The 21874-nt window shown below is 72.4% G+C and carries 19 protein-coding genes; 11 read left to right on the top strand and 8 right to left on the bottom strand.

The genetic code is table 11. The features are described 5' to 3' along the window. Window positions 1–40 precede the first annotated feature (40 nt). The 5 genes from ODJ79_RS24620 to ODJ79_RS24600 all read left to right on the top strand — a co-directional run bounded on the left by ODJ79_RS24620 (window position 41) and on the right by ODJ79_RS24600 (window position 5908). Window positions 41–1042 carry a sigma-70 family RNA polymerase sigma factor gene (locus tag ODJ79_RS24620; protein WP_263025918.1) on the top strand — a complete coding sequence of 334 codons (1002 nt, stop codon included), beginning with the start codon at window positions 41–43 and terminating at the stop codon, window positions 1040–1042. A gap of 1 nt (window position 1043) precedes the next feature. Beyond that, entirely contained in the window at window positions 1044–1607 is a 564-nt protein-coding gene (locus ODJ79_RS24615; protein ID WP_263025917.1) for a TIGR03086 family metal-binding protein, read from the top strand. Window positions 1608–1667: 60 nt separating this feature from the next. Next, window positions 1668–4940, top strand: coding sequence for a S8 family serine peptidase (locus ODJ79_RS24610; RefSeq protein WP_263025916.1), 3273 nt, complete (start codon window positions 1668–1670; stop codon window positions 4938–4940). Window positions 4941–5098: 158 nt separating this feature from the next. Beyond that, complete coding sequence (locus ODJ79_RS24605; protein ID WP_263025915.1) at window positions 5099–5383, top strand: hypothetical protein; 285 nt, start codon at window positions 5099–5101, stop codon at window positions 5381–5383. Between the two features lie 9 nt (window positions 5384–5392). After that, a complete protein-coding gene (locus ODJ79_RS24600) occupies window positions 5393–5908 on the top strand; it encodes an isochorismatase family protein (protein WP_263025914.1) in 516 nt (171 codons plus the stop codon). Here the strand turns inward: ODJ79_RS24600 and ODJ79_RS24595 are convergent. From ODJ79_RS24595 to ODJ79_RS24580, 4 genes are all read right to left on the bottom strand, one after another. After that, window positions 5899–7119, bottom strand: coding sequence for an alpha/beta hydrolase (locus tag ODJ79_RS24595; protein ID WP_263025913.1), 1221 nt, complete (start codon window positions 7117–7119; stop codon window positions 5899–5901). The genes ODJ79_RS24600 and ODJ79_RS24595 overlap by 10 nt on opposite strands. Continuing rightward, a complete protein-coding gene (locus tag ODJ79_RS24590) occupies window positions 7119–8771 on the bottom strand; it encodes an aminotransferase class V-fold PLP-dependent enzyme (RefSeq protein WP_317620697.1) in 1653 nt (550 codons plus the stop codon). The genes ODJ79_RS24595 and ODJ79_RS24590 overlap by 1 nt, the downstream gene beginning before the upstream one ends. Window positions 8772–8872: 101 nt before the next feature. Continuing rightward, window positions 8873–10756 carry a potassium transporter Kup gene (locus ODJ79_RS24585; protein ID WP_263025912.1) on the bottom strand — a complete coding sequence of 628 codons (1884 nt, stop codon included), beginning with the start codon at window positions 10754–10756 and terminating at the stop codon, window positions 8873–8875. Window positions 10757–10912: 156 nt separating this feature from the next. After that, entirely contained in the window at window positions 10913–12448 is a 1536-nt protein-coding gene (locus ODJ79_RS24580; protein WP_263025911.1) for a M1 family metallopeptidase, read from the bottom strand. A 131-nt stretch (window positions 12449–12579) separates the two neighbouring features. Between ODJ79_RS24580 and ODJ79_RS24575 the strand changes: the two genes are divergently transcribed. Then, window positions 12580–12711 (top strand): hypothetical protein, encoded by a 132-nt coding sequence (locus tag ODJ79_RS24575; RefSeq protein WP_263025910.1) that lies wholly within the window; start codon window positions 12580–12582, stop codon window positions 12709–12711. A 139-nt stretch (window positions 12712–12850) separates the two neighbouring features. Here ODJ79_RS24575 and ODJ79_RS24570 read toward each other — a convergent pair whose 3' ends face one another. Beyond that, complete coding sequence (locus ODJ79_RS24570) at window positions 12851–15409, bottom strand: helix-turn-helix transcriptional regulator (RefSeq protein ID WP_263025909.1); 2559 nt, start codon at window positions 15407–15409, stop codon at window positions 12851–12853. Window positions 15410–15518: 109 nt separating this feature from the next. Beyond that, window positions 15519–16916: a PLP-dependent aminotransferase family protein gene (locus tag ODJ79_RS24565; protein WP_263025908.1), complete on the bottom strand. Its 1398-nt coding sequence runs from the start codon at window positions 16914–16916 to the stop codon at window positions 15519–15521. A gap of 47 nt (window positions 16917–16963) precedes the next feature. Between ODJ79_RS24565 and ODJ79_RS24560 the strand changes: the two genes are divergently transcribed. Genes ODJ79_RS24560 through ODJ79_RS24550 form a run of 3 tightly spaced genes read left to right on the top strand, consistent with a single transcriptional unit; the run spans window position 16964 to window position 19742 of the window. Continuing rightward, a complete protein-coding gene (locus tag ODJ79_RS24560) occupies window positions 16964–18142 on the top strand; it encodes an MFS transporter (protein WP_263025907.1) in 1179 nt (392 codons plus the stop codon). A 2-nt stretch (window positions 18143–18144) separates the two neighbouring features. After that, window positions 18145–18720 carry an RNA polymerase sigma factor gene (locus tag ODJ79_RS24555; protein WP_263025906.1) on the top strand — a complete coding sequence of 192 codons (576 nt, stop codon included), beginning with the start codon at window positions 18145–18147 and terminating at the stop codon, window positions 18718–18720. Beyond that, window positions 18717–19742 (top strand): hypothetical protein, encoded by a 1026-nt coding sequence (locus ODJ79_RS24550; RefSeq protein WP_263025905.1) that lies wholly within the window; start codon window positions 18717–18719, stop codon window positions 19740–19742. Before ODJ79_RS24555 ends, ODJ79_RS24550 begins: the two co-directional genes overlap by 4 nt. 10 nt (window positions 19743–19752) lie before the next feature. Here ODJ79_RS24550 and ODJ79_RS24545 read toward each other — a convergent pair whose 3' ends face one another. Further along, window positions 19753–19914: a hypothetical protein gene (locus ODJ79_RS24545; protein WP_411267367.1), complete on the bottom strand. Its 162-nt coding sequence runs from the start codon at window positions 19912–19914 to the stop codon at window positions 19753–19755. 57 nt (window positions 19915–19971) lie between these two features. Beyond that, complete coding sequence (locus ODJ79_RS24540; RefSeq protein WP_263025904.1) at window positions 19972–20505, bottom strand: CGNR zinc finger domain-containing protein; 534 nt, start codon at window positions 20503–20505, stop codon at window positions 19972–19974. A gap of 39 nt (window positions 20506–20544) precedes the next feature. On the opposite strand from ODJ79_RS24540, the gene ODJ79_RS24535 reads away from it, so the two are divergent. After that, window positions 20545–21498 carry an EamA family transporter gene (locus ODJ79_RS24535; protein ID WP_263025903.1) on the top strand — a complete coding sequence of 318 codons (954 nt, stop codon included), beginning with the start codon at window positions 20545–20547 and terminating at the stop codon, window positions 21496–21498. A gap of 8 nt (window positions 21499–21506) precedes the next feature. Next, window positions 21507–21851, top strand: a complete 345-nt coding sequence (locus tag ODJ79_RS24530) for a VOC family protein (protein WP_263025902.1) — start codon at window positions 21507–21509, stop codon at window positions 21849–21851. Window positions 21852–21874: the final 23 nt, after the last annotated feature.

Genomic DNA, 21874 nt, shown 5'->3' with positions numbered 1-21874 from the left:
CAGACCGGCCCGGCCGCCGGAACTCATCGCCGGAACAGCGATGAGTTCCACGCCGGAGCCCGGTCGGTATCCAGGAGGAGGTGGCGCGGTGGACGCCGAGTTCGTTCGGCAGGCGGATCCCTACCGGCGGGAGCTGCTCGCTCACTGCTACCAGATGCTCGGCTCGGTCTACGACGCCGAGGACCTGGTGCAGGAGACATACGTGCGGGCGTGGCGCTCGTACGACCGGTTCGAGGGCCGGTCCTCGATGCGGACGTGGCTGCATCGGATCGCGACGAACGCCTGCCTGAACGCGCTGGAGTCGCGCAGTCGTCGACCGTTGCCGATCGGTCTGGGCGCGCCGAGCTCGGACCCGGCCGAGGCACTGATCGAGCGGCGCGAGGTGCCGTGGCTCGAGCCGATGCCCGACTCGCTGGTCAGCGACGACCCGGCCGCGGTCGTGACCGGCCGGGAGAGCATTCGGCTCGCGGTGGTCGCGGCCATGCAGTTCCTGCCACCGCGGCAGCGAGCGGTGCTGATCCTGCGCGACGTCCTGCAGTGGCCGGCCGCCGAGGTCGGCGAGATGCTCGAGATGACCACGGCATCGGTGAACAGCGCCCTGCAGCGGGCCCGCGCGCAGGTGCAGCAGGCGACGGTCTCGGTCGACGAGGTGAGTGAACCGACCGAATCCGAGCAGCGTGAGCTCCTGGATCGGTTCGTGGCCGCGTTCGAGGCGAAGGACATCAAGGCGCTTGTCGACATCTTCACCAAGGACTCCGTCTGGGAGATGCCGCCGTTCACCGGCTGGTACCAGGGCCCCGAGGACATTGCCCGGCTGGTCGACACCCGCTGCCCGGCCGAGGGCCCGGGCGACATGAAACTGATCCCGACCCGGGCGAACGGCCAGTTCGCGTTCGGCCTCTACATGCGCGACGGCGACCTCTACCGGCCGTTCAACCTGCCCGTGCTGACGTTGACCCCGCAGGGCGTCAGTCACGTGTCGTGCTTCTTCGACCTGCGGCTGTTCGCGACTTTCGGGTTGCCCGAGACGATTCCGGTCTGAGATGGACACGGCGCTGCGGGCCGGAGTGGCCGCCCTGGAACGGTCGGTCGCGTATTGCCTGGGCAGCGTCACCCTCGCCGCGCCGCCGATGCTGGCCCGGCCCACGCCGTGCGCCGGTTGGAACCTGCGCGACCTGCTGGAACACGTGATCGACTCGATGGCCGCGCTGGAGGAGGCGGTGACCGTCGGGCGGGTCACGATGCGGCCGCCGGCCGAGGCCGGCGACGTCCTTCCCCGGGTGCGGGAGCGGGCGTCGCGCTTGGTGGGTGCCTGGGCTCGGGCCTGCGGCGCTTCCCTCGTACGGGTGGAGCAGGCGCACCTGAGCACCCCGTTGGTGGCCGGAGCGGGTGCGATCGAGCTCGCGGTGCACGGGTGGGACGTGGCCCGCACCTGCCGGGCCGACCGCCCGATCCCGGCCGACCTCGCCGACGAACTGCTCGATCTGGCGGTCGTGCTGATCCGGGCGGGCGATCGGCCGGGACGGTTCGGCCGGCCGGTGGCGGTGCCCGGGGACGCGCCGCCGGGCGATCAGTTGCTGGCCTTTCTCGGGCGCACGCCGATTTAGCTTGCATGCATTTGAAAGGGTCTATGCGTATCCGGGAGGCGCCCGGAACGGGAGGCATAGATGCGTCGACGAAGACTGCACGCCGTCATGCTGGTGACGACACTGGGAGTCGCCGGGCTGTCCGCCCCGGCGGCCGCCGCTCCGGCCGGGAGTGGCACGGCCGCGGGCACGACCGCCGGTGCGGCCGCGCCGCCGGGGACGACGACCTCGGTCACGCTGATCACCGGGGACCGGGTCACGGTGCACGGCCGGAACATCTCGGTCACGCGCGGCCCGGGGCGGGCGAACATCCGGTTTCTGCGCGAAGCGATCGGGGGGCACCAGTACGTCATCCCGTCCGACGCGCTCGCGCTGCTGCAGGCCGGCAAGGTTGACAAGCGACTGTTCGACCTGAGCCAGCTCGGCGGCCGGAGTGATCTGCGCCTGCTGGTCGGCTACGGCAGGAGCAGCGCCGCCGAGACGCGCAGCGCGCTCGCCGCGGGCGGAGCGCGGGTGACGCGCGACATCCCGGCGGTCGGCACCCTCGCGGTCCGCGCGGACGTCACGCAGCGCGTTTCCCTGTGGCGGGCGCTCACCGCCGGTGCGGGCGAGCGGCGCGTGCTCGGCCATGGCGTGCAGCGGGTCTGGCTGGACGGCCGGCGGCGGATCAGCCTCGATCACAGCGTGCCCCAGATCGGGGCGCCGGCCGCCTGGCAGGCCGGCTACGACGGTCGCGGGGTGACGGTCGCGATCCTGGACACCGGGATCGACCAGACCCATCCGGACCTGGCCGGGCAGATCGCCGGGACGGAGAACTTCACCGACTCGCCCACTGTGGACGACGAGGTGGGACACGGCACGCACGTCGCGTCGATCATCGCGGGGACGGGAGCGGCCTCCGGCGGCCGATACAAGGGGGTCGCGCCGGGCGCCAAGCTGCTGATCGGCAAGGTGTGCTCGACCGAGTTCTGCGACGACTCGGCGATCCTCGCCGGGATGGCGTGGGCGGCGGCCCGCGCACCTGTGATCAACATGAGCCTCGGCGGCACCGACACGCCGGACATCGATCCGCTCGAGCAGGCGGTCGGCGACCTCACCCGGCAGTACGACACGCTCTTCGTGATCGCGGCCGGTAACGACGGCGGCAAGGGCACCGTCGGCTCGCCGTCGACCGCCGACGACGCGCTCTCGGTCGGGGCGGTCGACCGCGAGGACCAGCTGGCGCCCTTCTCCAGCCGCGGACCGCGGACCGGCGACCACGCGCTCAAGCCGGACATCACCGCGCCCGGCGTGGACATCGTGGCCGCCAAGGCGGCGCACGGGACGATCGGCGATCCGGCGCCGGTCGCCGGGTACGTGGCGCTCTCCGGCACCTCGATGGCGACGCCGCATGTCGCCGGTTCCGCGGCGATACTCACCCAGGAACACCCGGGCTGGTCGTCTCGGCTGCGGAAGAACACGCTGATGGGCTCGGCGAAGCCGACCGACGGGGTGAACGCCTTCGACCAGGGCGCCGGGCGGGTCGACGTCGCCCGGGAGATCACCCAAACGATCACGGCCGATCAGGGCAGCCTGAGCTTCGGGCTGCAGGCGTGGCCGCACACCGACGACCAGCCGGTCGTCCGGCCGATCACCTACCGCAACTCGGGCACCTCCGCGGTCAACCTGACCATCGCCGCCCCGGCCGCGCCGTTCTCGGTCGCCGACACCCACCTGACCGTGCCGGCCGGCGGGACCGCGTCGACCACGGTCACCGCGAACACCCGCACCGACGCCGTGCCGGACGGGCCGATCGGCGGCTACCTGACCGCGACGGCGGCCGGCGGGGCGCGGGTGCAGACCCCGATCGGCGTCGACAAGGAGGTGGAGAGCTACGACGTGAGCGTGGCGTTCACCAACCGCGACGGCACGCCGAACAGCGAGCACTTCATGGGACTGTTCAATCTCGACACGTTCGAGTCGTTCGACGTGATGGGCACCGACGCGGTCGTGAAGCTGCGGCTGCCCAAGGGGCGCTACGGCGCGTTCGCCTGGATCGACCATGGCAAGACCGATGCGAGCATGGTCGTCGCCAGCCAGATCGAGGTGAACAAGGCCCTGACGATCCCGGCGGACGCGCGGAAGGCGGCTCCGGTGCGGGTCAAGCCGCCGCAGGCCGGGGCGGGGACGCTGCTCGCCGCGGTCGACGGTGAATGGTCGGCGCCGGCCTTCGGGATCTCGGCGAGTCTGCTCGGGGACGACTTCAGCACGCTGTACGCCGGGCGGATCAACGAGGCGTCGAGCTCGATCTTCGTGGGCGGCGTGACCGGGTCGTTCGCCGATCCGGGTGCGGCGGGGACGTACCGGAACAGCCCGTACACGGTCGATCTCGCGTACTTCAGTCCGGGCCGGATGTTCCACGGCCTGGTCCGATCGCCTCGGCTCCGGGAGCTGGCGACGCTCCGGACCACGTTCGCGGCGGAGGCGAGCGGCGCCGAGGGCGTGAAGGGCAACATGGCGCAGTACACCGAGAACAGCGGTGGCTGGATGACGTTCGTGCCGTTCGATCTCCCGTTCCGCCGCACCGAGTACCTGAACACGGAAGCGCCGTGGAGCGGCGAGTTCATGCAGCAGTCGCCGGCCGTCGGGGATGACTTCCCGGCCATTCTCAGCGACAACGTCAGCGGCCGTACGCCGCGGCACGCCGGCCGGGTGTACCAGGAGAACTGGAACGCTCCGGTGTTCGGGCCGAACGTCACCCAGCCGCCGTACTCCGGCCTGTGGGCGACCCGCGACGGTGACCATCTGATCGCGGTGGTGCCGATGTTCGGCGACGGCGGCGGCCACCCGGGCGGCTCGACGGTCGACGCCGACACGGTCGAGCTCTACCGGGACGGCACGAAGGTCGGCGAGGGCACCGACTACGACCTGCCGCCGGGCGCCGCGAACTACCGGCTGACGGCGACTTCCACCCGCGGCGCACCACACACGCTGGCCACCTCGGTCAGCGGGGTGTGGACGTTCCGGTCCGGACACACCGCCGAGGCCGCACGGCTGCCGCTCACGACGGTGCGGTTCAGCCCGCGACTGGATGCGGCCAACTCGGCGCCGGGCGGCCGGTTGTTCGACGTCCCGCTGACGGTCGAGCGGCAGCCGGGCTCGGCCGCCGGCGCGGTGCGGTCGCTGCGCGTCGAGGTCTCCTTCGACGACGGGCGGACCTGGCGGCCGGCCCTGGTGTGCGGAATCGGCGACCACCGGGTCGCGACGGTGCTGAACCCGCGGGCCAAGGGCTTCGCGTCCCTGCGGGTCACGGCGGCCGACACCAAGGGCAACACGGTGACCCAGACGGTCATCCGGGCGTACGCCGTGCGCTGACGCCTCACGACGGGCGGTCATCGTCGATGGCCGCCCGTCACTGTCCGGTGGGCCACTCGGGTCCGCACGGGATCGACAGCGTCGCCGGCCGTTTGTCACGATGAGGCATGCGTTCCGGGCGACTGTGGGCGGCGCTAACCAGCGCTATCGCCCTGCTGATGAATGGTGTCTACCTCTGGCTCATCCACGAGCAGGGCAACTCCCCGGCGATCTGGTTCGTCGCCGGGCTCGCGGTAGCCGCCCTGCTGGCCCTCTACGGCGCGCTGCCCACGGCCCCCGCCCGCCGGCCGGCCCTGATCGCCGCGGGTGTGCTGCTGCTCGGGCTGGGTCTGGCCGCCATCCTGACGATCGGCTTCCCGATCGTCCTGGCCGGCCTGCTGGCGATCATCGCCGCCGCTCGCACTCGACCGGCCGCGGATCGGAACGAATACGCACACCCGTAGGCTCGCGGCATGACGCTCGTGGCCGGTCGGACCGCCCTGATCGCCGTGGACCTGATGCCCCGGATCGTCGAGCTGGACCTGGGGCCGCATCGCGGAGCCGACGTCGTTGCTCGCACCGCCGAGCTGGCCACGGCGCTGCGGAAGGCCGGCGGCACCGTCGTGGTCGTGCGGGTCGAGCGGCCGAACGTGACCGAACAGCCGCCGGGCAGCGGGTTCGTGCCCGAGATCGCGCCGCGCGAGGGCGACATCGAGGTGGTCAAGCGGACGATCGGCGCCTTCTACGGCACCGGGCTGGCCGAGCGGTTGCGGGACCGTGGCGTCGACACCGTCGTCATGGCGGGGCTGGCCACGACCATGGGGGTCGAGTCGACGGCGCGGGCGGCGGCCGATCACGGGTTCGACGTGGTGTTCGCGGCGGACGCGATGAGCGGGATGACGGCCGCGGAACACGAGCACGCGCTCACCGTGACCTTGCCGCGGTTCGGTGACGTGCGCACGACCGAGCAGGTGCTCGCTCAACTCTGACCGAGCAGGTCTTTCAGGTACGCGGCGGTGATCGTGCGGTCGGCCTGGCCGGCCGGTGATTCGGCGTACACGGGGAAGTGATTGGTGGTCGGGATGCGGACGAGCGTCATGGTCACGCCGGCCGCCCTGGCCTCGGCCGCGAACGCGAAGACCGCCTCGGACGGGATGAAGCCGTCCTCGACCGGCTCGATGATCAGCGTCGGCGGCGCGGCGGCGGACAGGTAGGTCGCGGACGAGATCGATCGGATCCGGTCGGGAAACTGCCGCGGCGGGCCGCCCAGATAGTTGCCGATGAACACCTTGGGATCGGCGCCCGGCTGCGGCACACCGTGGTCGTAGGCGTTCTCCGGGTCCACGACCGGCGCGAAGGCGACCACCGCCCGTGGGACCGGCACCGGCCCGGCGCAGACGGAGATCGCCGCGTGCTGCGCGGCCGAGTAGGCCAGGTTGATGGCCAGGTTGCCGCCGGCCGAGTCGCCGCGGACCACGATCGTGCTCGGGTCGCCGCCATAGCGGGCGACGGCGGCGGCGGTCCAGGTCAGGGCGCACGCTACGTCGGCGGGTGACTTGTCCCAGGTGGCGCGGGCCGGGCTGGAGAGCCGATAGTCGACGCTCACGAACAGCCATCCGCGCGCCGTCCACCAGGCCGCCTCGGGACCGTAATCGGCCGCCGTCCCGTTGCCGTCGATCCACCCACCGCCGTGAATCGCGAACATGACCGGCGCGCCGGTGGGCGACCACGCCTCCGCCCGGGATGCCGGGGAGGGCCTGGCGGCCGTGGCCCGCGCGCCGGCGGGCAGCCAGATCGCGACGCGCAGATCCTGGCCATCGACCCGGTGGTAGACCGCCCACGCGTCCGGGTCGCGCGACCTGTCCGGCGACAGCGCCAGCGCGCTCAGCAGGTTGACCGACCCGCCGGCCCGCACCGTGGCGGCGACGACCCGGCCGACCTGCGTCGTGGCGCCGAGCAGCGCGAGGCCGGTCACGACCGCCACGACCAGCCGTGCGCGCCCGGCCGGCGCGGCCCAGCAGGCCACCACCGCCGCGACCGCGGACAGCACGGCCAGCCGCGGACCGTAGTTGGTCCACAGGTATCCGACCTGCTCCTGGGCCCGCGAATGGCCGGGCCCGAGGCTGACCACCGTGACCAGCAGAACGGCGGCACCGAGCAGGGCGCCGCAGCCGGCGAGAGCGATCCGGATCAGGCTCACTAGAGGCAGGCGTCGGGCAACAGGAACCAGCGCAGCTTCTCGAAGGCGGCCGGCAGGTCCAGGCGTACGCCGTCGACCGGCTCGGGCCGCGAACTCATGATCTCCCGTGCCTCGGCGAGGTAGCCGGCCAGGGCGTCCTCGCCGGCGAAGACCGAGGCCCGCGGCGGCATCGTGACCGTGCCGTCCGCGCCGAGCCGCAGGTCGGCCAGCCGCACCTGCGGGGCGACATGCTCGACGTGGGTCCATCGCCCGGTCCGCGGTGAGAACCGGTACTCCGGCAGCAGCCGCGCGCCGTACTCGGCGATGAGCAGGACCGCCGAGATCAGGTAGTCGGCGACGGTGTCGGTGATGAAGTAGTTGAAGTTGAGCCGCGACCAGCCCGGCTTGATGCCCTCCCAGCCGTCGACGATCTCCCCGCGGAACTCCCGGGAGTGCGCCTCGTCGATCCCCAGCAGCCGGTGCCCGTACGGCCCGGCACAGGAACACCCGCTGCGCGCCTGGATCCCGAACAGGTCGTTCAGCAGCGCGGCGACGAAGTTGTGGTGCAGGTACCGCTCCCCCGCCCGCACCTGGAACGACACGATCGACAACCGCTGCGCGTCGAGGTCGCCGAGGATCTCGATCCGTGGCGCCGACCCCCACCGCGCCCGGGCCCGCTGCCACAACTCGTGCTCGCGCTCCTCGATCCGGGCGGCGCCGACGGCGTCCTTGACCGCGAACACCAGCCCGGCCCGGATCGACTCGACGATGGCCGGCGTGCCGCCCTCCTCCCGCGCCACCGGGTCGGTGAGATACCGGTGGCCGGTCGGATCGACATAGGCCACGGTTCCGCCGCCCGGGATCGTCGGTACCCGGTTGGTCATCAGCCGCCGGTCGACCACCAGGACGCCGGGTGTCTGCGGGCCGCCGGCGAACTTGTGCGGCGACAGGAAGACGGCGTCCTTGCCGGCCATCGAGATCGGCACGTACGGGCCGGCCGCGGCGTAGTCCCACACCGACAGCGCGCCGTGCTCGCGCAGCACCCGGGAGACCGCGTCGGTGTCTGTCAGGATTCCGGTCACGTTCGATGCCGCGGAGAAGCTGCCGATCCGCAGCGGGCGATCGGCGTACTTCCGCAGGGCGTCGGCGAGCGCGCTGAGGTCGACGTGGCCGCTGTGATCGGACTCGATCTCGACCACGTCGGCGATCGACTCCCGCCACGGGAGCTCGTTCGAATGGTGCTCGTACGGACCGACGAAGATGACCGGCCGCTCCTGCGCCGGAACGTGCGCGCTCAACCCGTACGCGTCGTCGAGTCCCTCGGGAATCCGGAGCCCGAGGATCCCGACCAGCTTGGCCACCGCAGCGGTTGCCCCGGAACCGCAGAAGATCACGACGTGCGCCGGGTCCGCGCCGACGCTGCGGTGGATGAGGGCCCGCGCCTCCTCGCGCAACGCCCCGGTCTGCGCCCCGGTCGCGGAGGCCTCGGTGTGCGTGTTGGCGTACCGGGCCAGCACCTGGTCGCGGATGAAGTCCTCGATGAAGTCGAGCGCCTGCCCCGAGGCCGTGTAGTCGGCGTACGTGATGCGTCGCGGCCCGAACGGCCCGTCCAGCACCTCCCCCTGCCCGATCAGCCCGTTCCGGATCCGTCCCAGCATGCCCTCGTCGCTCACCCCACGATTGAACGTTGCCTAAGGCCGGAAGGACAAGCCGATCATCAGTCCGGGGGCGGGGAGATCGCCCGGTTTGTGCCGCAAACGGGCAAACCGAAACCTCAGACCTCGATGTGTGAGCCCATGATCACCGTGCGGTCGCGGGGCAGCCCGAAGTGCTCCGCGGCGTCGGCCGTGATGTAGGAGGTGGCGATGAACAGCCGCTTGCGCCAGGCGGCCATCGTCGGCTCGGTGCCCCGCCGCAGCTCGATCTTCGAGAGGAACCAGGAGGCGTCCTCGAGCTCGAGGCGGCCCTCGGTCGTGTCGGGGTCGAGCTGACCCAGGGCGGCCTGGAGATCCTGGGTCTCGGCGTACCCGAACCGCATGCGCACGAAGAAGATGCCGTCATCCTCGTAGGCGAGCGGATCGACCTCGATCCGATCGTCGTCGCGCAGGCGCGGCACCGGCAACGTCTCGACCGAAATGATTAGAACGTGCTCGTGCCGGACGTGGTTGTGGTCGACGTTCGCCCGCATCGCGAGCGGCGCGGTCTGGTTGCCGCGGTTGAGGAAGATTGCGGTGCCGGGAACGGTCGCAATCGATGTCCCCTTCCGCCGGAGCTCCTCGACGAAGTCGGTCAGCGACCCCTCGGTGCGCTGCCGCTTGGCGGTGACGATCTCCCGCCCCTTCTGCCAGGTGGCCATCACGGTGAACGCGAGCAGCGCAATCAGCAGCGGCAGCCAGGCGCCGTGCAGCAACTTGGTCAGGTTGGCCGCAACGAACAGCAGGTCGACCGACAGGATGACGACCGCACCGGGCACGAGCAGCCAGAGCGGCGTCTTCCATCGCTGCCGGGCGATGTAGAAGAACAGCGACGCGGTGATGGTGATCGTGCCGGTCACGGTCATGCCGTAGGCGTAGGCGAGGGCGGCCGAGCTGCGGAACGCGAAGACCAGCACGAGCACCGAAACCAGCAGGAGCCAGTTGATCCACGGCACGTAGATCTGACCGATCTCCTTCTCGCTGGTGTGCGCCACCCGCAGTCGCGGCAGATAGCCGAGCTGGGCGGCCTGTGAGGTGACCGAGAACGCGCCGGTGACCACGGCCTGCGCGGCGATCACCGTGGCCGCGGTGGCGAGCAGCACCAGGGGCAGCCGCGCCCAGCCGGGAGCAAGCAGGAAGAACGGGCCGCTGAGGTTGGCGGTGTCGCCGAGGACGAGCGCGCCCTGTCCGAAGTAGTTCAGCACCAGCGCGGGGAAGACCAGGATGAGCCATCCCCGGCTGATCGCCTTCCGGCCGAAGTGACCCATGTCCGCGTAGAGCGCCTCGGCGCCGGTGACCGCGAGCACGACCGCGGCGAGGGCGAAGAAGGCGATGCCGAAATGACCGAAGAGAAACCCCAGCGCGTACGTCGGGGACAGGGCCTTGAGGATCGCGGGATGGTGAGCGATGCCGTTGACGCCCAGCACCCCGATCGTGACGAACCAGGCGATCATGACAGGGCCGAACACCCGGCCGACGGCCGCGGTGCCGCGGCGCTGCACGAGGAAAAGTACGACGATGATCACGGCGGTGATCGGGACGACCGCCTCGGCGAACGACGGCTCGACGATCTTGAGACCCTCGACGGCGGAGAGCACCGAGATGGCCGGCGTGATCATGCTGTCCCCGATGAACAGCGAGGCGCCGAAGATGCCCAGCCCCGCCAGCCAGGCCGCCGTCCGGCCCCCACGGAACGCGCCCGAGCGCCGCAACAGCGTGATCAGCGCCATCACGCCGCCCTCGCCGTCGTTGTCGGCGCGCATCGCGAGCAGCACGTACTGCACGGTGACGACGATCGTGACCGACCAGAAGATCAGCGAGACCACGCCGTAGACGTTCTCGACGCTGACCGGCACGGGATGCGGGTCGTCCGGGTTGAAGACGGTCTGCACGGTGTAGATCGGGCTGGTACCGATGTCGCCGAAGACGACGCCGAGCGCGCCGACGATCAGTGCCAGACGCACCGTGTCCCGCGCTCCGTGCCCCTGAGCCGCCACGACGGCACTCCCCTCGCATGGGTGACACCCGGACACTACGGCCCGGCGGCACACTTGCCCGGCAGAACCCGCCGCAGTTCCGCCTCCGCGGTAACCGGAGTTACCGCGGAGGCGGAGACGACCTCAGCGATGCAGCGCGGGCGCGACCGCGCTCGACGACACCGCAGTGGTGGTCCAGTCCGGGTGACCGGGCATCGGCGGGGTCTTCGAGCCGTACAGCCAATCGTTCAGGAACGATCGCAGGTCCTGGCCGGAGACGCGCGAGGCGAGGGCGATGAAGTCCTGCGTAGAGGCCGACCGGCCGCGGTACTTGGCGACCCAGGCACGCTCGAGGCGCTCGAAATCGCGGACCCCGATCTTCTGCCGGAGCGCGAACAGGGCGAGTGCTCCCCCGTCGTACACGTTGGGGTTGAAGACGTCCCAGATCGAGTCCGATCGCAACGGGTACGCGACCGGGCCGTACCGGGCGCGCCACCGGTCACCGTTGGCGTACGCCCGCTTGTAGTAGTCGTCGAGCGTGGTCACGCCGGCGTACTCCTTCAGCGTGCCGGTCTCGTACGCGTAGAGCACCTCGTACCAGGTGGCGTGCCCCTCGTTCTGCCAGACGTCGCTCCACACCCACGGCGCGACGCTGTCGCCGAACCACTGGTGCGCGAGCTCGTGGGTGAGGACCGGGTTGAGGATCACCGTGGGGAGGCTGAACCAGGTGGTGTCGTAGAGCGACAACGTCTGGGTCTCCAGCGCGAAGCCCAGGTCGCCGTCGATCACGAGCGATCCGTATCGCTCGAACGGGTACCGGCCGACCTTGCTCTCCATCCAGGCGACCTCGTTGCGCTCGTCGGCCGCCTCGGGCAGCAGCTTGTCGGCAAGCCGGCGCGGCACGACGTCCCGGATCGGGATGCCGTTGACCGGGGCCCGGTTGACCGTGACGAAGTCGCCGACCGCGAGCTGGATCAGCTCGGCGGCCATCGGGTGGAACTCGCGGTAGGTGGACGTGACGTAGCCGCCGCGCTGAGTGGTCCGGATCGGTTGGCCGTTCGCGGTCGCGGTCCAGCCCACCGGCGCGGTCATCGTGATCGTGTACGTGGCCAGGTCGCGGGGGTGGTCGTTGCTCGGGAACAGCTGGTGCGACTGGTCGGGCTGGCCGGCCATGATCGTGCCGTCCGGCGTCGTCACGAAGCCGGCCGGCGAGTTCGCGTTGGGCGAGATCGGCGTGGCCGTGAAACCGGAGACGGTGACCGTGAACCGGCGGTGGTTGTCCAGCGGCCGCTGCGGCGTGATGATCAGTTCGTCGCCGGAGCGGCTGAACGCGGCGGGCCGCCCGTTCACCGTGACCTTGCCGACGCCGTCCCCGCCGAAGTCCAGGTCGAAACGGGACAGCGACTGCGTGGCGACCGCCGTGATCGTCACGTTGCCGCGGACCTGCTGGGCCGGGTCCTTCTTCGGGTAGAAAACGCTCAGGTCGTAGTTCTGGACGTCGTATCCGCCGTTGCCCAGCAACGGATACAACCGGTCGCCCAGGCCGGCGGATCCGGGCGTCGGGTGATGGCCGGAGGCGGAGGCCGGGTCGGCCGCGATCGCGGCACCGGCGAGCCCCAGCAGCACAGCCGATCCGGCGGCCACCAGGCGGGACGTGAGATTACCCCTGTCAGATCTCATGGTCGCCGAGCGTAACAAGAGATCGATATAGGCAAGTACACCTTTTGGCCGCGCGAGAGGGATAGATCAGACGGGCGGGAGGTACCGCCAGGCCCTCCCTGCCCGGGGCAGGCGGACGTAGCGTCGAGCGCATGGATCACCGCAGCGAGGCCCGCGACTTCCTCACCACGCGGCGCGCCCGGCTCACCCCCGAGCGGGCCGGCCTGCCGCTCTACGGCGGCGCCCGGGTCAGGCCCTGGTTTTCCAGCTTCGTGACGGCCTAGCGGGTCGTGGTGATGACGCCGGTGGCGTAGCCCCGGGTTTGGACGCCGGAGGTGATGTTCAGGCCGGCCAGATTCTCCCCGGTGCCGTCACCGAGAAGGGCTTGGGCCGCCGGGCGGCTGGGCTGAGGCGGCCCAGCAGTCAGATCAGGTCGCGGAGCTGACGCCGCCCGGCGACACCCAATTTCGGGTACGACCGGTGCAGATGCGACGCGACCGTTCGCGGCGACAGGAACAGCCGATCGGCGATCTCCGCGTTGGTGAGCCCGCGTCCGGCCAGCACCACGATCTCTCGCTGCTGCGCGGTGAGCTCGGCGAGCGCATCGCCCTTCGGCGCGACCGGCGTCGGCACTCCGCAGGCGCGCAGCTCCGCCTCGGCGCGCCCGGCCAGCGGCCGCGCCCGCAACCGCCGGAACGTCTCCAGCGCCGCCGTGAGGACCGGCTTGGCGTCGTTGATCCGCCGCTGCCGGCGTAGCCACTCACCGTGGTCGAGGCGCAGTTGAGCGCGTTCGAGCGGCCACTGCTCCCCGGCCGGGTCGGCGAGCGCGGCCTCGAAGCTCGCCGGCTCGCCGAGCAGGCCGTGCGCCCGGCCGACGATCTGCCGCAGCCGCGGACCGCAGTCGGCCGGCACCGTGGCCAGCGCCCGCTCGACCAGCCGGCGCTGCCCGATCCGCTCGGCCGCCGCGGCGAGGTCGGCGATGCCCAGATAGGACACCCGATGATGCAACGCCTCGCCGTCGGCGAAGAGGTGCCGCAGATGCGCGTACGCGGCCGCGGCGTTGCCCTGGGCGAGCGCGACCATGCCCGAGGTGTGCCGGGCCCGCGCGGCCGACGACCGGTACTCGTCGGTCATCGCCCCGGCCAGCAGATCGTGCACCAGCGAATACTCGCCGCGCATCGCCGACACCGTGGCCACCAGCAGGCCGGCCGACGCGCCGACCGGTGCGAGCCGGTATGCCGACGCGATGTCCTGGGCCTCCCGGGCGATTGCGAGCGCCTCGTCCCACCGGCCCGCGTCGAAGCAGGCCCAGTGCAGCGCCGACAACGCCCCGCCGCTGCGGCCGCGAGTGCCCGGGGCGCGTAGCCGGTCGAGCGCCTCGCGCAGCAGCCGTACCGCCTCCTCGCTCTCCTCCAGCAACCAGGCCGCCGAACCGGCGATGACCGGGTCGCCGCCGGCCCGGGTGAAGGGCAGCCGGCCGGCGAACGACTCGGCACAGGCGCGCACCCACTGCCGCAGTGCGGGGGAGAGCCCCGGCATCCGATCGAGTGCGAGCAGGACCGCGGTCCGATCGGCGGGCGTGCCCGACTGGTGCGCGACCGTGGCCGCGAACCCGAGCGCGGCCGGCGAGCCGGCCGACAGCAGCGTCTCCAGCGCCGGCGCGTGCTGACCCGACCGGACCTGCGCCCATCCGATCCGTTCCCGCGCCGCCCGGGTCATCGCCGGATCGCCGGTCGCCGCGAGGACTCGCTCGGCCAGGTCGCGTACCCGATCGGCCTGTCCGGCGCTCTGCGCGAGCGCGGCGGCCGCGAGCAACCGCCGCGCCTGATCGGTCTCGATCGGGCTGAGCGCCGCGGCCCGCTCCAGAGCGCGGGCCGCGGCGGCCGCGCCACCCCGCCGTTGCGCCCGGTCCGCGCTCTGCTCCAGCAGCGCGGCCACCCGCTCGTCCGGCCCGAGTGCCGCCGCGGCCAGGTGCCAGGCGTGCCGGTCGGGCCGGTCGCGAAGCGCTGCGGCGGCCGTCCGATGCGCCGCCGCCCGGGCGGCGAACGGCACCCCGTGACAGACCGCGGCCCGCACCAGCGGATGCGCGAAGTGCACGCCCGACGCGTCCACCCGCACCAGCCCGGCCCGCTCGGCCGGCGCCAGGGCCGCGGCGTCCAGCCCCGGCAGGTCGCCGACCGCGGCCAGCAGCAGCACCTTCCGCGTCCCGGCGGGCAGCGCACCCACCCGCGCGGAGAGCAGGGCGCCGAGCCGCTGCTGCGGCGGCATCGGGTCGGACACCCAGCGGCGAACGGCGGCCGGGTCGTTCGCGATCGCTTTCGTCAGCTCGATCAGCGCGAGCGGGTTGCCCGCGGCCTGCGCGAGCACCACCTCCCGGGCGAATCCGCGCGGCGGCCGCGGCTGCGCGTCCAGCAGCGATCCGGCTGCCGCCGGGGTCAGCGGGCGCAGCACGAGCGCCGGCAGGTCGCCGACGCCCGCCCGGCCGGCCAGCACCAGCACGAGCGGCTCGCACTCCAGCCGCCGGGCGACGAAGGTGAGCACATCGAGCGAGGCCCGGTCGAGCCACTGCACGTCGTCCACGACCACCAGCAACGGTTGGTCCTCGGCCAGGCCGGACAGCAGGGTGAGCACGGCGATCCCGGTCAGCAGCGCATCCGGCGGCACCGGCTCGGGGGCGATCCCGAACGCGCCGAGCAGGGCCTGCGCCTGCCGCCCCGGCAACGTGGGCACCCGGGCGAGGACCGGCCGCAGCAGCTGATGCAGCCCGGCGAAGACGAGGTCGCGTTCGGACTCCCGCCCGGCGACCGTCAGCACCCGCAGACCGGCCGACCGGGCGGCCTCGGTCACCGCCGCGAGCAGTGCCGTCTTGCCCATTCCTGGCTCGCCCAGCAGGGCCCGGACCTCGCTCGCGGCCGGCGGCGGATCGACCAGACGGCACAACTGCGACAGCTCGCTGTCGCGGCCGATCAACCCGTCCGCCATGCACATCCCCCCAAGTGCAGTCAGGATACGGATGCCCGGCGGGGCCCGGCGAGCAGAGTGATCGCGGAGCACGGATGCGACCACGGCCCGAACGGGGGAACAGTTCCGGCTATCGCCCGCCGATCAGGTCGGCGATCGCGCGCAGGCCGGCCTCCATGGCGGCATCCGGCGTGTTGCCGAAACCGAGCACCAACTGCGGCGGGTCGCAGGAGCCGTCGGCGCGGTAGTCGCTCATCCCGTAGATGCCCACCCCGCGCGCCCGGGCGGCCGCGACCACCTCCCGCTCGCTCGCGCCGGCCGGCAGGTGCGCGATCGCATGGAAGCCCGCGGCGAGGCCGGTGACGTGCGGGACGTGAGCGGACAGGATCGCCCGCCGGCGCGCGTAGACCGCGCGCATCCGGCGCAGGTGACGGTCGTACCGGCCAGATTCGATCAGCGTGGCCAGCGCAAGCTGGTCGATGCCGGAGGTGCCCCGATCCGCCACGCTCTTCGCGGCGGTCACGTCGTCGAACAGCGCCGGCGGAAGGACCGCCCAGCCCAGCCGCAGGGCCGGCGCGAGGGACTTGCTCACCGTGCCGAGCGACACGACCCGATCGGGAGCCAGCCCCTGCAGCGCGCCGACCGGGTCGCGGTCGTAGCGGAACTCGGCGTCGTAGTCGTCCTCGAGCACGATGCCGTCGTGCTCGCGGGCCCAGGCCAGCAGCTCGTGCCGGCGCTCGGGGGCCATCACCACGCCGGTCGGCCACTGATGGGCGGGCGTGACCACCGCGACCCGCGACCGGCTGCGGGCGAGCGCGGCCACGTCGATCCCGTGCTCGTCGACCGGTACCGGCACCGGGTCGATCCGGGCGCTGCGGGCGGCGTCCCGGACGGTCCGCACCGCCCCCGGATCCTCGAACGCGACCCGGGTGTGCCCACGATCGGCGAGCACGCGCAGCACCAGGCCGAGCCCCTGGGCGACACCCGTGCAGATCAAGACCTGGTTCGGGTACGCGTCGGCCGCGCGTACCCGCCGCAGGTAGGCGGCCAGCACCTCGCGCAGCCGCGGGTCCCCGTTCGGCGGCCCGTAGTCGAAGGCCACGTTCGGCGCCGTCCGGCACACCTGGCCGATCGCCCACGCCCAGTCCTGCCGTGGCGCCAGCCGCAGATCGGGCACGCCCGAGGAAAAGTCGGCGATGAGCGGTTTCGGCGCGGGCGGCCGGTGGCGGCCGGAGGCCCGCGCCGCCTTCCCGGCGGCCATCGGGGCGACCCGGGTCGCCGAGCCGGTGTGCGCGGTCAAGTACCCCTCGGCCTGGAGCTGGGCGTAGCAGTCCTGGATCAGGCCGCGGGACAGGCCGAGATGCGCCGCGAGGACGCGCGACGACGGGAGACGCTCCCCGGCGGCGAGCCGACCGGCCCGGATCGCCACGCGCAGCTGGTGCTCCACCTGCGATCGCAGCGGCGTGGCGGAGGTGCGATCGAGCTCGAGCAGCAGCTGCGGACCCCAACCGGCCCACTCGACGGGCATGAGATTGGACCTTATCAGTGGTCCGGTCCGCTCCTAGCGTGGCGCACATGAGGATCGCAGCACTCGCCCCGACCGCCGGCTCCGCGCTCGGCTTCTATCTCCCGCTCGCGGTGATCCCGCTGGTCGCGCCGTCGGCCTCGGCGGCGGGCCTGACGACCGGAGCGTTTCTCATCGCTACCGTTCTCTGCGAGCTGCTGACCCCGCGGATCGTGGCTCGGCTCGGCTACCGGCGGACCGTCGCCCTGGGGTTGTTCCTGCTCGGCGCGCCCACCCTGGTCTTCCTGCGGGCCACCTCGGCCCCGGCCCTGATCGCGGCCAACGCCGTACGCGGCATGGGATTTGCGACCGCCGTCGTCGCCGGCGGCGCGCTGATCGCCCTGCTGGTCCCGGCCTCGCGTCGCGGCGCGGGCGTGGCCCTTACCGGCCTGGTCAGCGGCGTCTGCTCGCTGGCCGCCCTCCCGGCCGGCCTGTGGGCCGCCCTCCGCTACGGTCCCGATCCGGTCTTCGTCGTCACCGCGCTCGCGCCGCTCCTCACGCTGGCCGCGCTGCCGTTCCTGCCCGACCCGCGGCCGGCCGAGCCCGCGGGGCGCATCGTCGCGATCAGCCGGCGGCTCCCGGTCGTCTTCGCGGCCTGCACCTCGGCGGCCGGCGTGATCGTCACCTTCCTGCCGCTGGCGATCCCGGCCTCGACGGCGTCGATCGTGCTCCTGGTCCAACCGGCCGTGAGCACCCTCGCTCGCTGGGCGGCCGGCCGGATCGGCGACCGCCGCGGTCACTCCCGGCTGCTCCTGCCCGGCGTGCTGCTCGCGATCGGCGGCACCGCCGCGCTGGCCGGCACCGGATCGTTCGGGAGCGTCCTGCTCGGCGCGTCCGCGTTCGGAGCCGGGTTCGGCATCCTGCAGAACGTCACCCTGGCGCTCATGTACGAGCGGGCGCCGCGCTCGGCCTACAGCGGGGTGAGCGCGGTCTGGAACGCGGCGTACGACCTGGGCATGGCGGCCGGCGCGATCGGTTTCGGCGTCCTCGTCCCGGCGCTCGGGTTCTCGGCGGCGTTCTTGCTCACCGCCGCTACGATGCTGCCCGCCCTGGTATCGGCCCGGCGCGAGTCGGCCCGCCCGCGGCTCGGTGTGCCCGATCCGGCCGCGCACCCCGCACCCCGAAGCGATCGCGAACCGATCGGACCCCCGGGAGCTGTCACGATGAGGGCGTTGCCGGACATGGGGTGAGTGTGAGATCCGGAACCGAGCACGACGAACATTTCCGGCGGGTGTACGCCGCCACCTTCGAACCGCTGCTCGCCTACGCTCTGCGCCGGGTGGAGCAGTCCGCCGATGCTGCCGATGTCGTCGCCGAGACCTTCCTGGTCGCGTGGCGGCGGCGCCGGGAGATACCGGCCGACGGCGAGGCCCGCCTGTGGCTGTACGGGGTGGCCCGGCGGGTGCTCGCCAACCAGCATCGCGGGGACATCCGGCGCGAACGGCTCGGCCGGCGGCTGCGGCAACGGCTCACCGTGTTCTCGGCCGACCCCGCCGCCGAGGTGCCGGAGCGGCTCGCGATCCGCGCTGCTCTCGGCCGGTTGAGCGAGCTCGATCGGGAGGTCCTGCTGCTCACGGTCTGGGAAGGTCTCGAACCCCGGGAGGCCGCCCAGGTGCTCGGGGTGTCGCCGGCCGCCGTTCGGACCCGGCTTTCCCGGGCCCGCGCCCGGCTCCGCGAACTCGTCGGTGACGATGTCGGTGACGATTCGGTCCCCTCCGGACATGTGCTCGACGTCCTGACCGCACCCGTCCCCGAGGAGGGCCAATGATCGACGACCGGCTGCACGATGCCGACCCTTACCGTCCCGAGATCATCGGGCAGCTCGACGGGGCCGACCAGACCCTGCTCGAGGAGATCATGTCTGCCGACCGTATGCCGGCGCCCTGGCGGCGCCGCCTGATCGCCCCCATTGCCGCGGCCGCCGCCCTCATCGGCGTGCTCGCCGTCTCGGCCGTCATCCGCCACCAGCGACCGGAGACGCACGAGGCCGACCGCCCGGCGCCGACCACCGGCGCCGACTGGAACGCCCTGGTCCTGCGCGCCGCCGAACAGAACCCGCGGCTGCTCATCCAGGAGCCGGGATGGAAGATCACGACGGTGTACGGCTTCACCGAGAACAGCGGCACGATGCGGTTCACCAAGGGCGACCATGACTTGGAGATCAACTGGTACCCGGCCAAGGAGTACCCGGGCTACTACGCCGACCGGCTCGACGTCAGCAAGCCGGAGCCGGGCAAGGTCGACGGCATCGACGGCAACATCTTCACGTACGACGCGAGCGACTTCGCGATGCAGCTGAAGCCGAACGGCGACACCTTCGCCGAACTGCGCACCGGCGGCAAGTGGACGCGGAGCGCCTTCGATCAGGAGCTGACCCGGATCAAGCGGGTCGACGTGCAGACCTGGCTGGCCGCAATGCCGCCCGAGATCGTCACCCCCGGCCGCGCCGACGAGGCCGCCGCCAAGGCGCTCGAGGGCGTGCCGCTCCCGCCCAAGTTCGACCGTGCGGCGCTCAACGCCGTCGGCACGAACGATCAGTACCAGTTCGGCGCGGCGGTGGCCGCCCGGGTCGGCTGCGGCTGGATCGAGGAGTGGCAGCGGGCGAAGCAGGCCGGCGACCAGGTCGCCCTGGAGAAGGCGGCGGACGCGCTGCGCAGCAGCCACCAGTGGAAGGTTCTGCAGCGGATGGACAAGGACGGCGACTACCCCGAGGTGTTCTGGGAGATGGCCGACCAGACCGCCGCCGGCAAGCCGCCGGCGGGGTACCGCGGGGCGCTCGGCTGCCCCTAGCCGGCTGTCCCTAGCCGGCGGTGGTGACCGTCCAGCCGGCCAGCAGGTTCAGGGCGTCCTGCGAGGGTGACCCGGGCTCGGCGCGGTAGGCGTTGAGCCGCAGGCCGGCGACGGCGGTGAGCTCCATCGACTCGTACGCGAGAAGGAGCTCACCGCCGACCGGGTGACGCAGCGGTGGATGTGACCCTTGCTCTGACTCGCCGGCGGGATCTGGCCTCGCCGGCGGGATCTAACCTCGCCGGCGGGCGCGATAGGCGGCGACGGCGATCCGGTTGGCGCACGTCGTGCTGCAGAAGCGGCGCGATCGGTTGCGGGTGAGATCGAGCACGATGCCCGCGCAGGTGTCGTCGGCGCAGACCGCGAGCCGGGACATCTCGTCGCCGCGGACCACGTCGGCCATCGCCATCGCGGTCTCCACCAGCACCCGCCGCACCAGCGGCTGGTCGGGCGAGACCGCGTGGATGTGCCAGTCGATGCCGTCGTGGCGCACCAGCCGCGGCGTCGCGCTGGCGTCGGCGAGCATCCGGTTCACCAGCTCGGCGGCGGTGTCGCGGTCGGCCGTGAGCAGTTCGCGCAGAACCGGCCGGATCGCGCGCAGGTCGGCGAGCTCGGCCTCGGTCCGGTCGCGCCGGCCGCTGTAGCGGTGCCGCGCGTACCAGGCGTCGGCCTGGTCGAGGGTGAGCAGGGTCTCCGGATCCTCGCCGCTGTTCACCAGCTCGACGGCGGCCAGCAGCGATGCCTCTGTGTCATGCGCCAAAACCACCTTGACATATTACCTCCGGCGTCCATAGCGTCATAGGCTATGACGCAGATAGCCAATGACATTCCCGCGGTGCAGGCCAGCCAGGCCGCCCCGGCCGTCGGCGGCGGCGTGCTGCTCGCCGTCGGCTCCGCGACGGCGTTCGGTCTGTCCGGTTCGCTGGCCACCGGGTTGCTGGCCACGGGGTGGAGCCCGGGCGCGATCGTGCTGGTGCGGATCGCGATCGCCGCGATCGCTTTGGCGCCCTTCACCGTCGCCGCGCTGCGCGGACGCGGCCACCTGCTGCGACGCCAGGCCGGGCAGATCCTGACGTACGGGGTGCTGGCCGTCGCCGGCGCGCAGTTCTGCTACTTCTCGGCCGTCGCCCGGATGGACGTCGGCCCCGCCCTGCTGATCGAGTACACGGCGCCCGCCGCCGTGGTCGCCTGGCTGTGGCTGCGCCGCGGCCAGCGCCCGAGCAAGCTGACCGTCGCGGGCGCCGCGATCGCCGCGGCCGGGCTGGTGCTCGTGCTCGATCTGACCTCCGGAGCGCACCTGGCCTGGTCCGGCGTGGCGTGGGCGCTGGCCGCGATGGTCGGCGCCACGGCGTACTTCCTGATCTCGGCCGACACCGACAGCGGGCTGCCGCCGCTCGCCCTGGCCGGGGTGGGCCTGACGGTCGGCGCGCTCACGCTCGGGCTGCTCGCGGCGACCGGGCTGTTGCCGATGCACGCGAGCACGGCGCCGATCGCGTTCGCTCCGGCGACGGTGTCCTGGTGGGTGCCGCTGCTGCTGCTCGGGCTGGTCACGGCCGCTCTGGCGTACGCGACCGGGATCGCCGCCAGCCGCCGCCTGGGCTCCCGGGTCGCGTCGTTCGTGGCGCTGCTCGAGGTGATCGCGGCGGTCGTCTTCGCCTGGCTGCTGGTCGATCAGCTGCCCGGCCCGCTCCAGCTGGTCGGCGGGCTGCTCGTGATCGGTGGCGTCGTCGCGGTGAAACTGGGCGACCGGGCGATTTAGCATGAGTCATGTCCGTCGACCTGTTCGCCGGGATCGCCGTCAGTGACTACGCGACGGCGCTCACCTGGTACGAGAAGCTGCTCGGCGCGCCGCCGGCGTTCTTCCCGAACGATGTCGAGGCGGTATGGGAGATCGCCGAGCACCGGTACGTCTACATCGAACACCTGCCGGAGAAGGCGGGCCACGCCATCCACACCCTGTTCCTCGACGACTTCGACGAGCGGGTCGCGGCGATCGCGGCCCGCGGGCTGACGCCGGCGAAGGAGGAGACGTACGACAACGGCGTCCGCAAGACGACCTACGTCGACCCGGACGGCAACGAGATCGGCCTCGGCGGCGCCGCGGCCGGCTGAAGGTGCCAGAGCATGGCGGCGGG

It is taken from the genome of Actinoplanes sp. KI2, from assembly GCF_025630775.1.
Lineage (GTDB): Bacteria > Actinomycetota > Actinomycetes > Mycobacteriales > Micromonosporaceae > Actinoplanes.
Note: the sequence above shows the minus strand (reverse complement) of the source record. Positions and strands in the feature narration are given on the sequence as shown.

What these genes read in the sequence shown, in the direction of transcription:
- ODJ79_RS24620 (WP_263025918.1), top strand. Translation starts at nt 41, where the DNA reads ATGAGTTCCACGCCGGAGCCCGGTCGGTATCCAGGAGGAGGTGGCGCG.
- ODJ79_RS24615 (WP_263025917.1), top strand. Translation starts at nt 1,044, where the DNA reads ATGGACACGGCGCTGCGGGCCGGAGTGGCCGCCCTGGAACGGTCGGTC.
- ODJ79_RS24610 (WP_263025916.1), top strand. Translation starts at nt 1,668, where the DNA reads ATGCGTCGACGAAGACTGCACGCCGTCATGCTGGTGACGACACTGGGA.
- ODJ79_RS24605 (WP_263025915.1), top strand. Translation starts at nt 5,099, where the DNA reads ATGAATGGTGTCTACCTCTGGCTCATCCACGAGCAGGGCAACTCCCCG.
- ODJ79_RS24600 (WP_263025914.1), top strand. Translation starts at nt 5,393, where the DNA reads ATGACGCTCGTGGCCGGTCGGACCGCCCTGATCGCCGTGGACCTGATG.
- ODJ79_RS24580 (WP_263025911.1), bottom strand. Translation starts at nt 12,448, where the DNA reads ATGAGATCTGACAGGGGTAATCTCACGTCCCGCCTGGTGGCCGCCGGA.
- ODJ79_RS24575 (WP_263025910.1), top strand. Translation starts at nt 12,580, where the DNA reads ATGGATCACCGCAGCGAGGCCCGCGACTTCCTCACCACGCGGCGCGCC.
- ODJ79_RS24570 (WP_263025909.1), bottom strand. Translation starts at nt 15,409, where the DNA reads ATGGCGGACGGGTTGATCGGCCGCGACAGCGAGCTGTCGCAGTTGTGC.
- ODJ79_RS24565 (WP_263025908.1), bottom strand. Translation starts at nt 16,916, where the DNA reads ATGCCCGTCGAGTGGGCCGGTTGGGGTCCGCAGCTGCTGCTCGAGCTC.
- ODJ79_RS24560 (WP_263025907.1), top strand. Translation starts at nt 16,964, where the DNA reads ATGAGGATCGCAGCACTCGCCCCGACCGCCGGCTCCGCGCTCGGCTTC.
- ODJ79_RS24550 (WP_263025905.1), top strand. Translation starts at nt 18,717, where the DNA reads ATGATCGACGACCGGCTGCACGATGCCGACCCTTACCGTCCCGAGATC.
- ODJ79_RS24535 (WP_263025903.1), top strand. Translation starts at nt 20,545, where the DNA reads ATGACGCAGATAGCCAATGACATTCCCGCGGTGCAGGCCAGCCAGGCC.
- ODJ79_RS24530 (WP_263025902.1), top strand. Translation starts at nt 21,507, where the DNA reads ATGTCCGTCGACCTGTTCGCCGGGATCGCCGTCAGTGACTACGCGACG.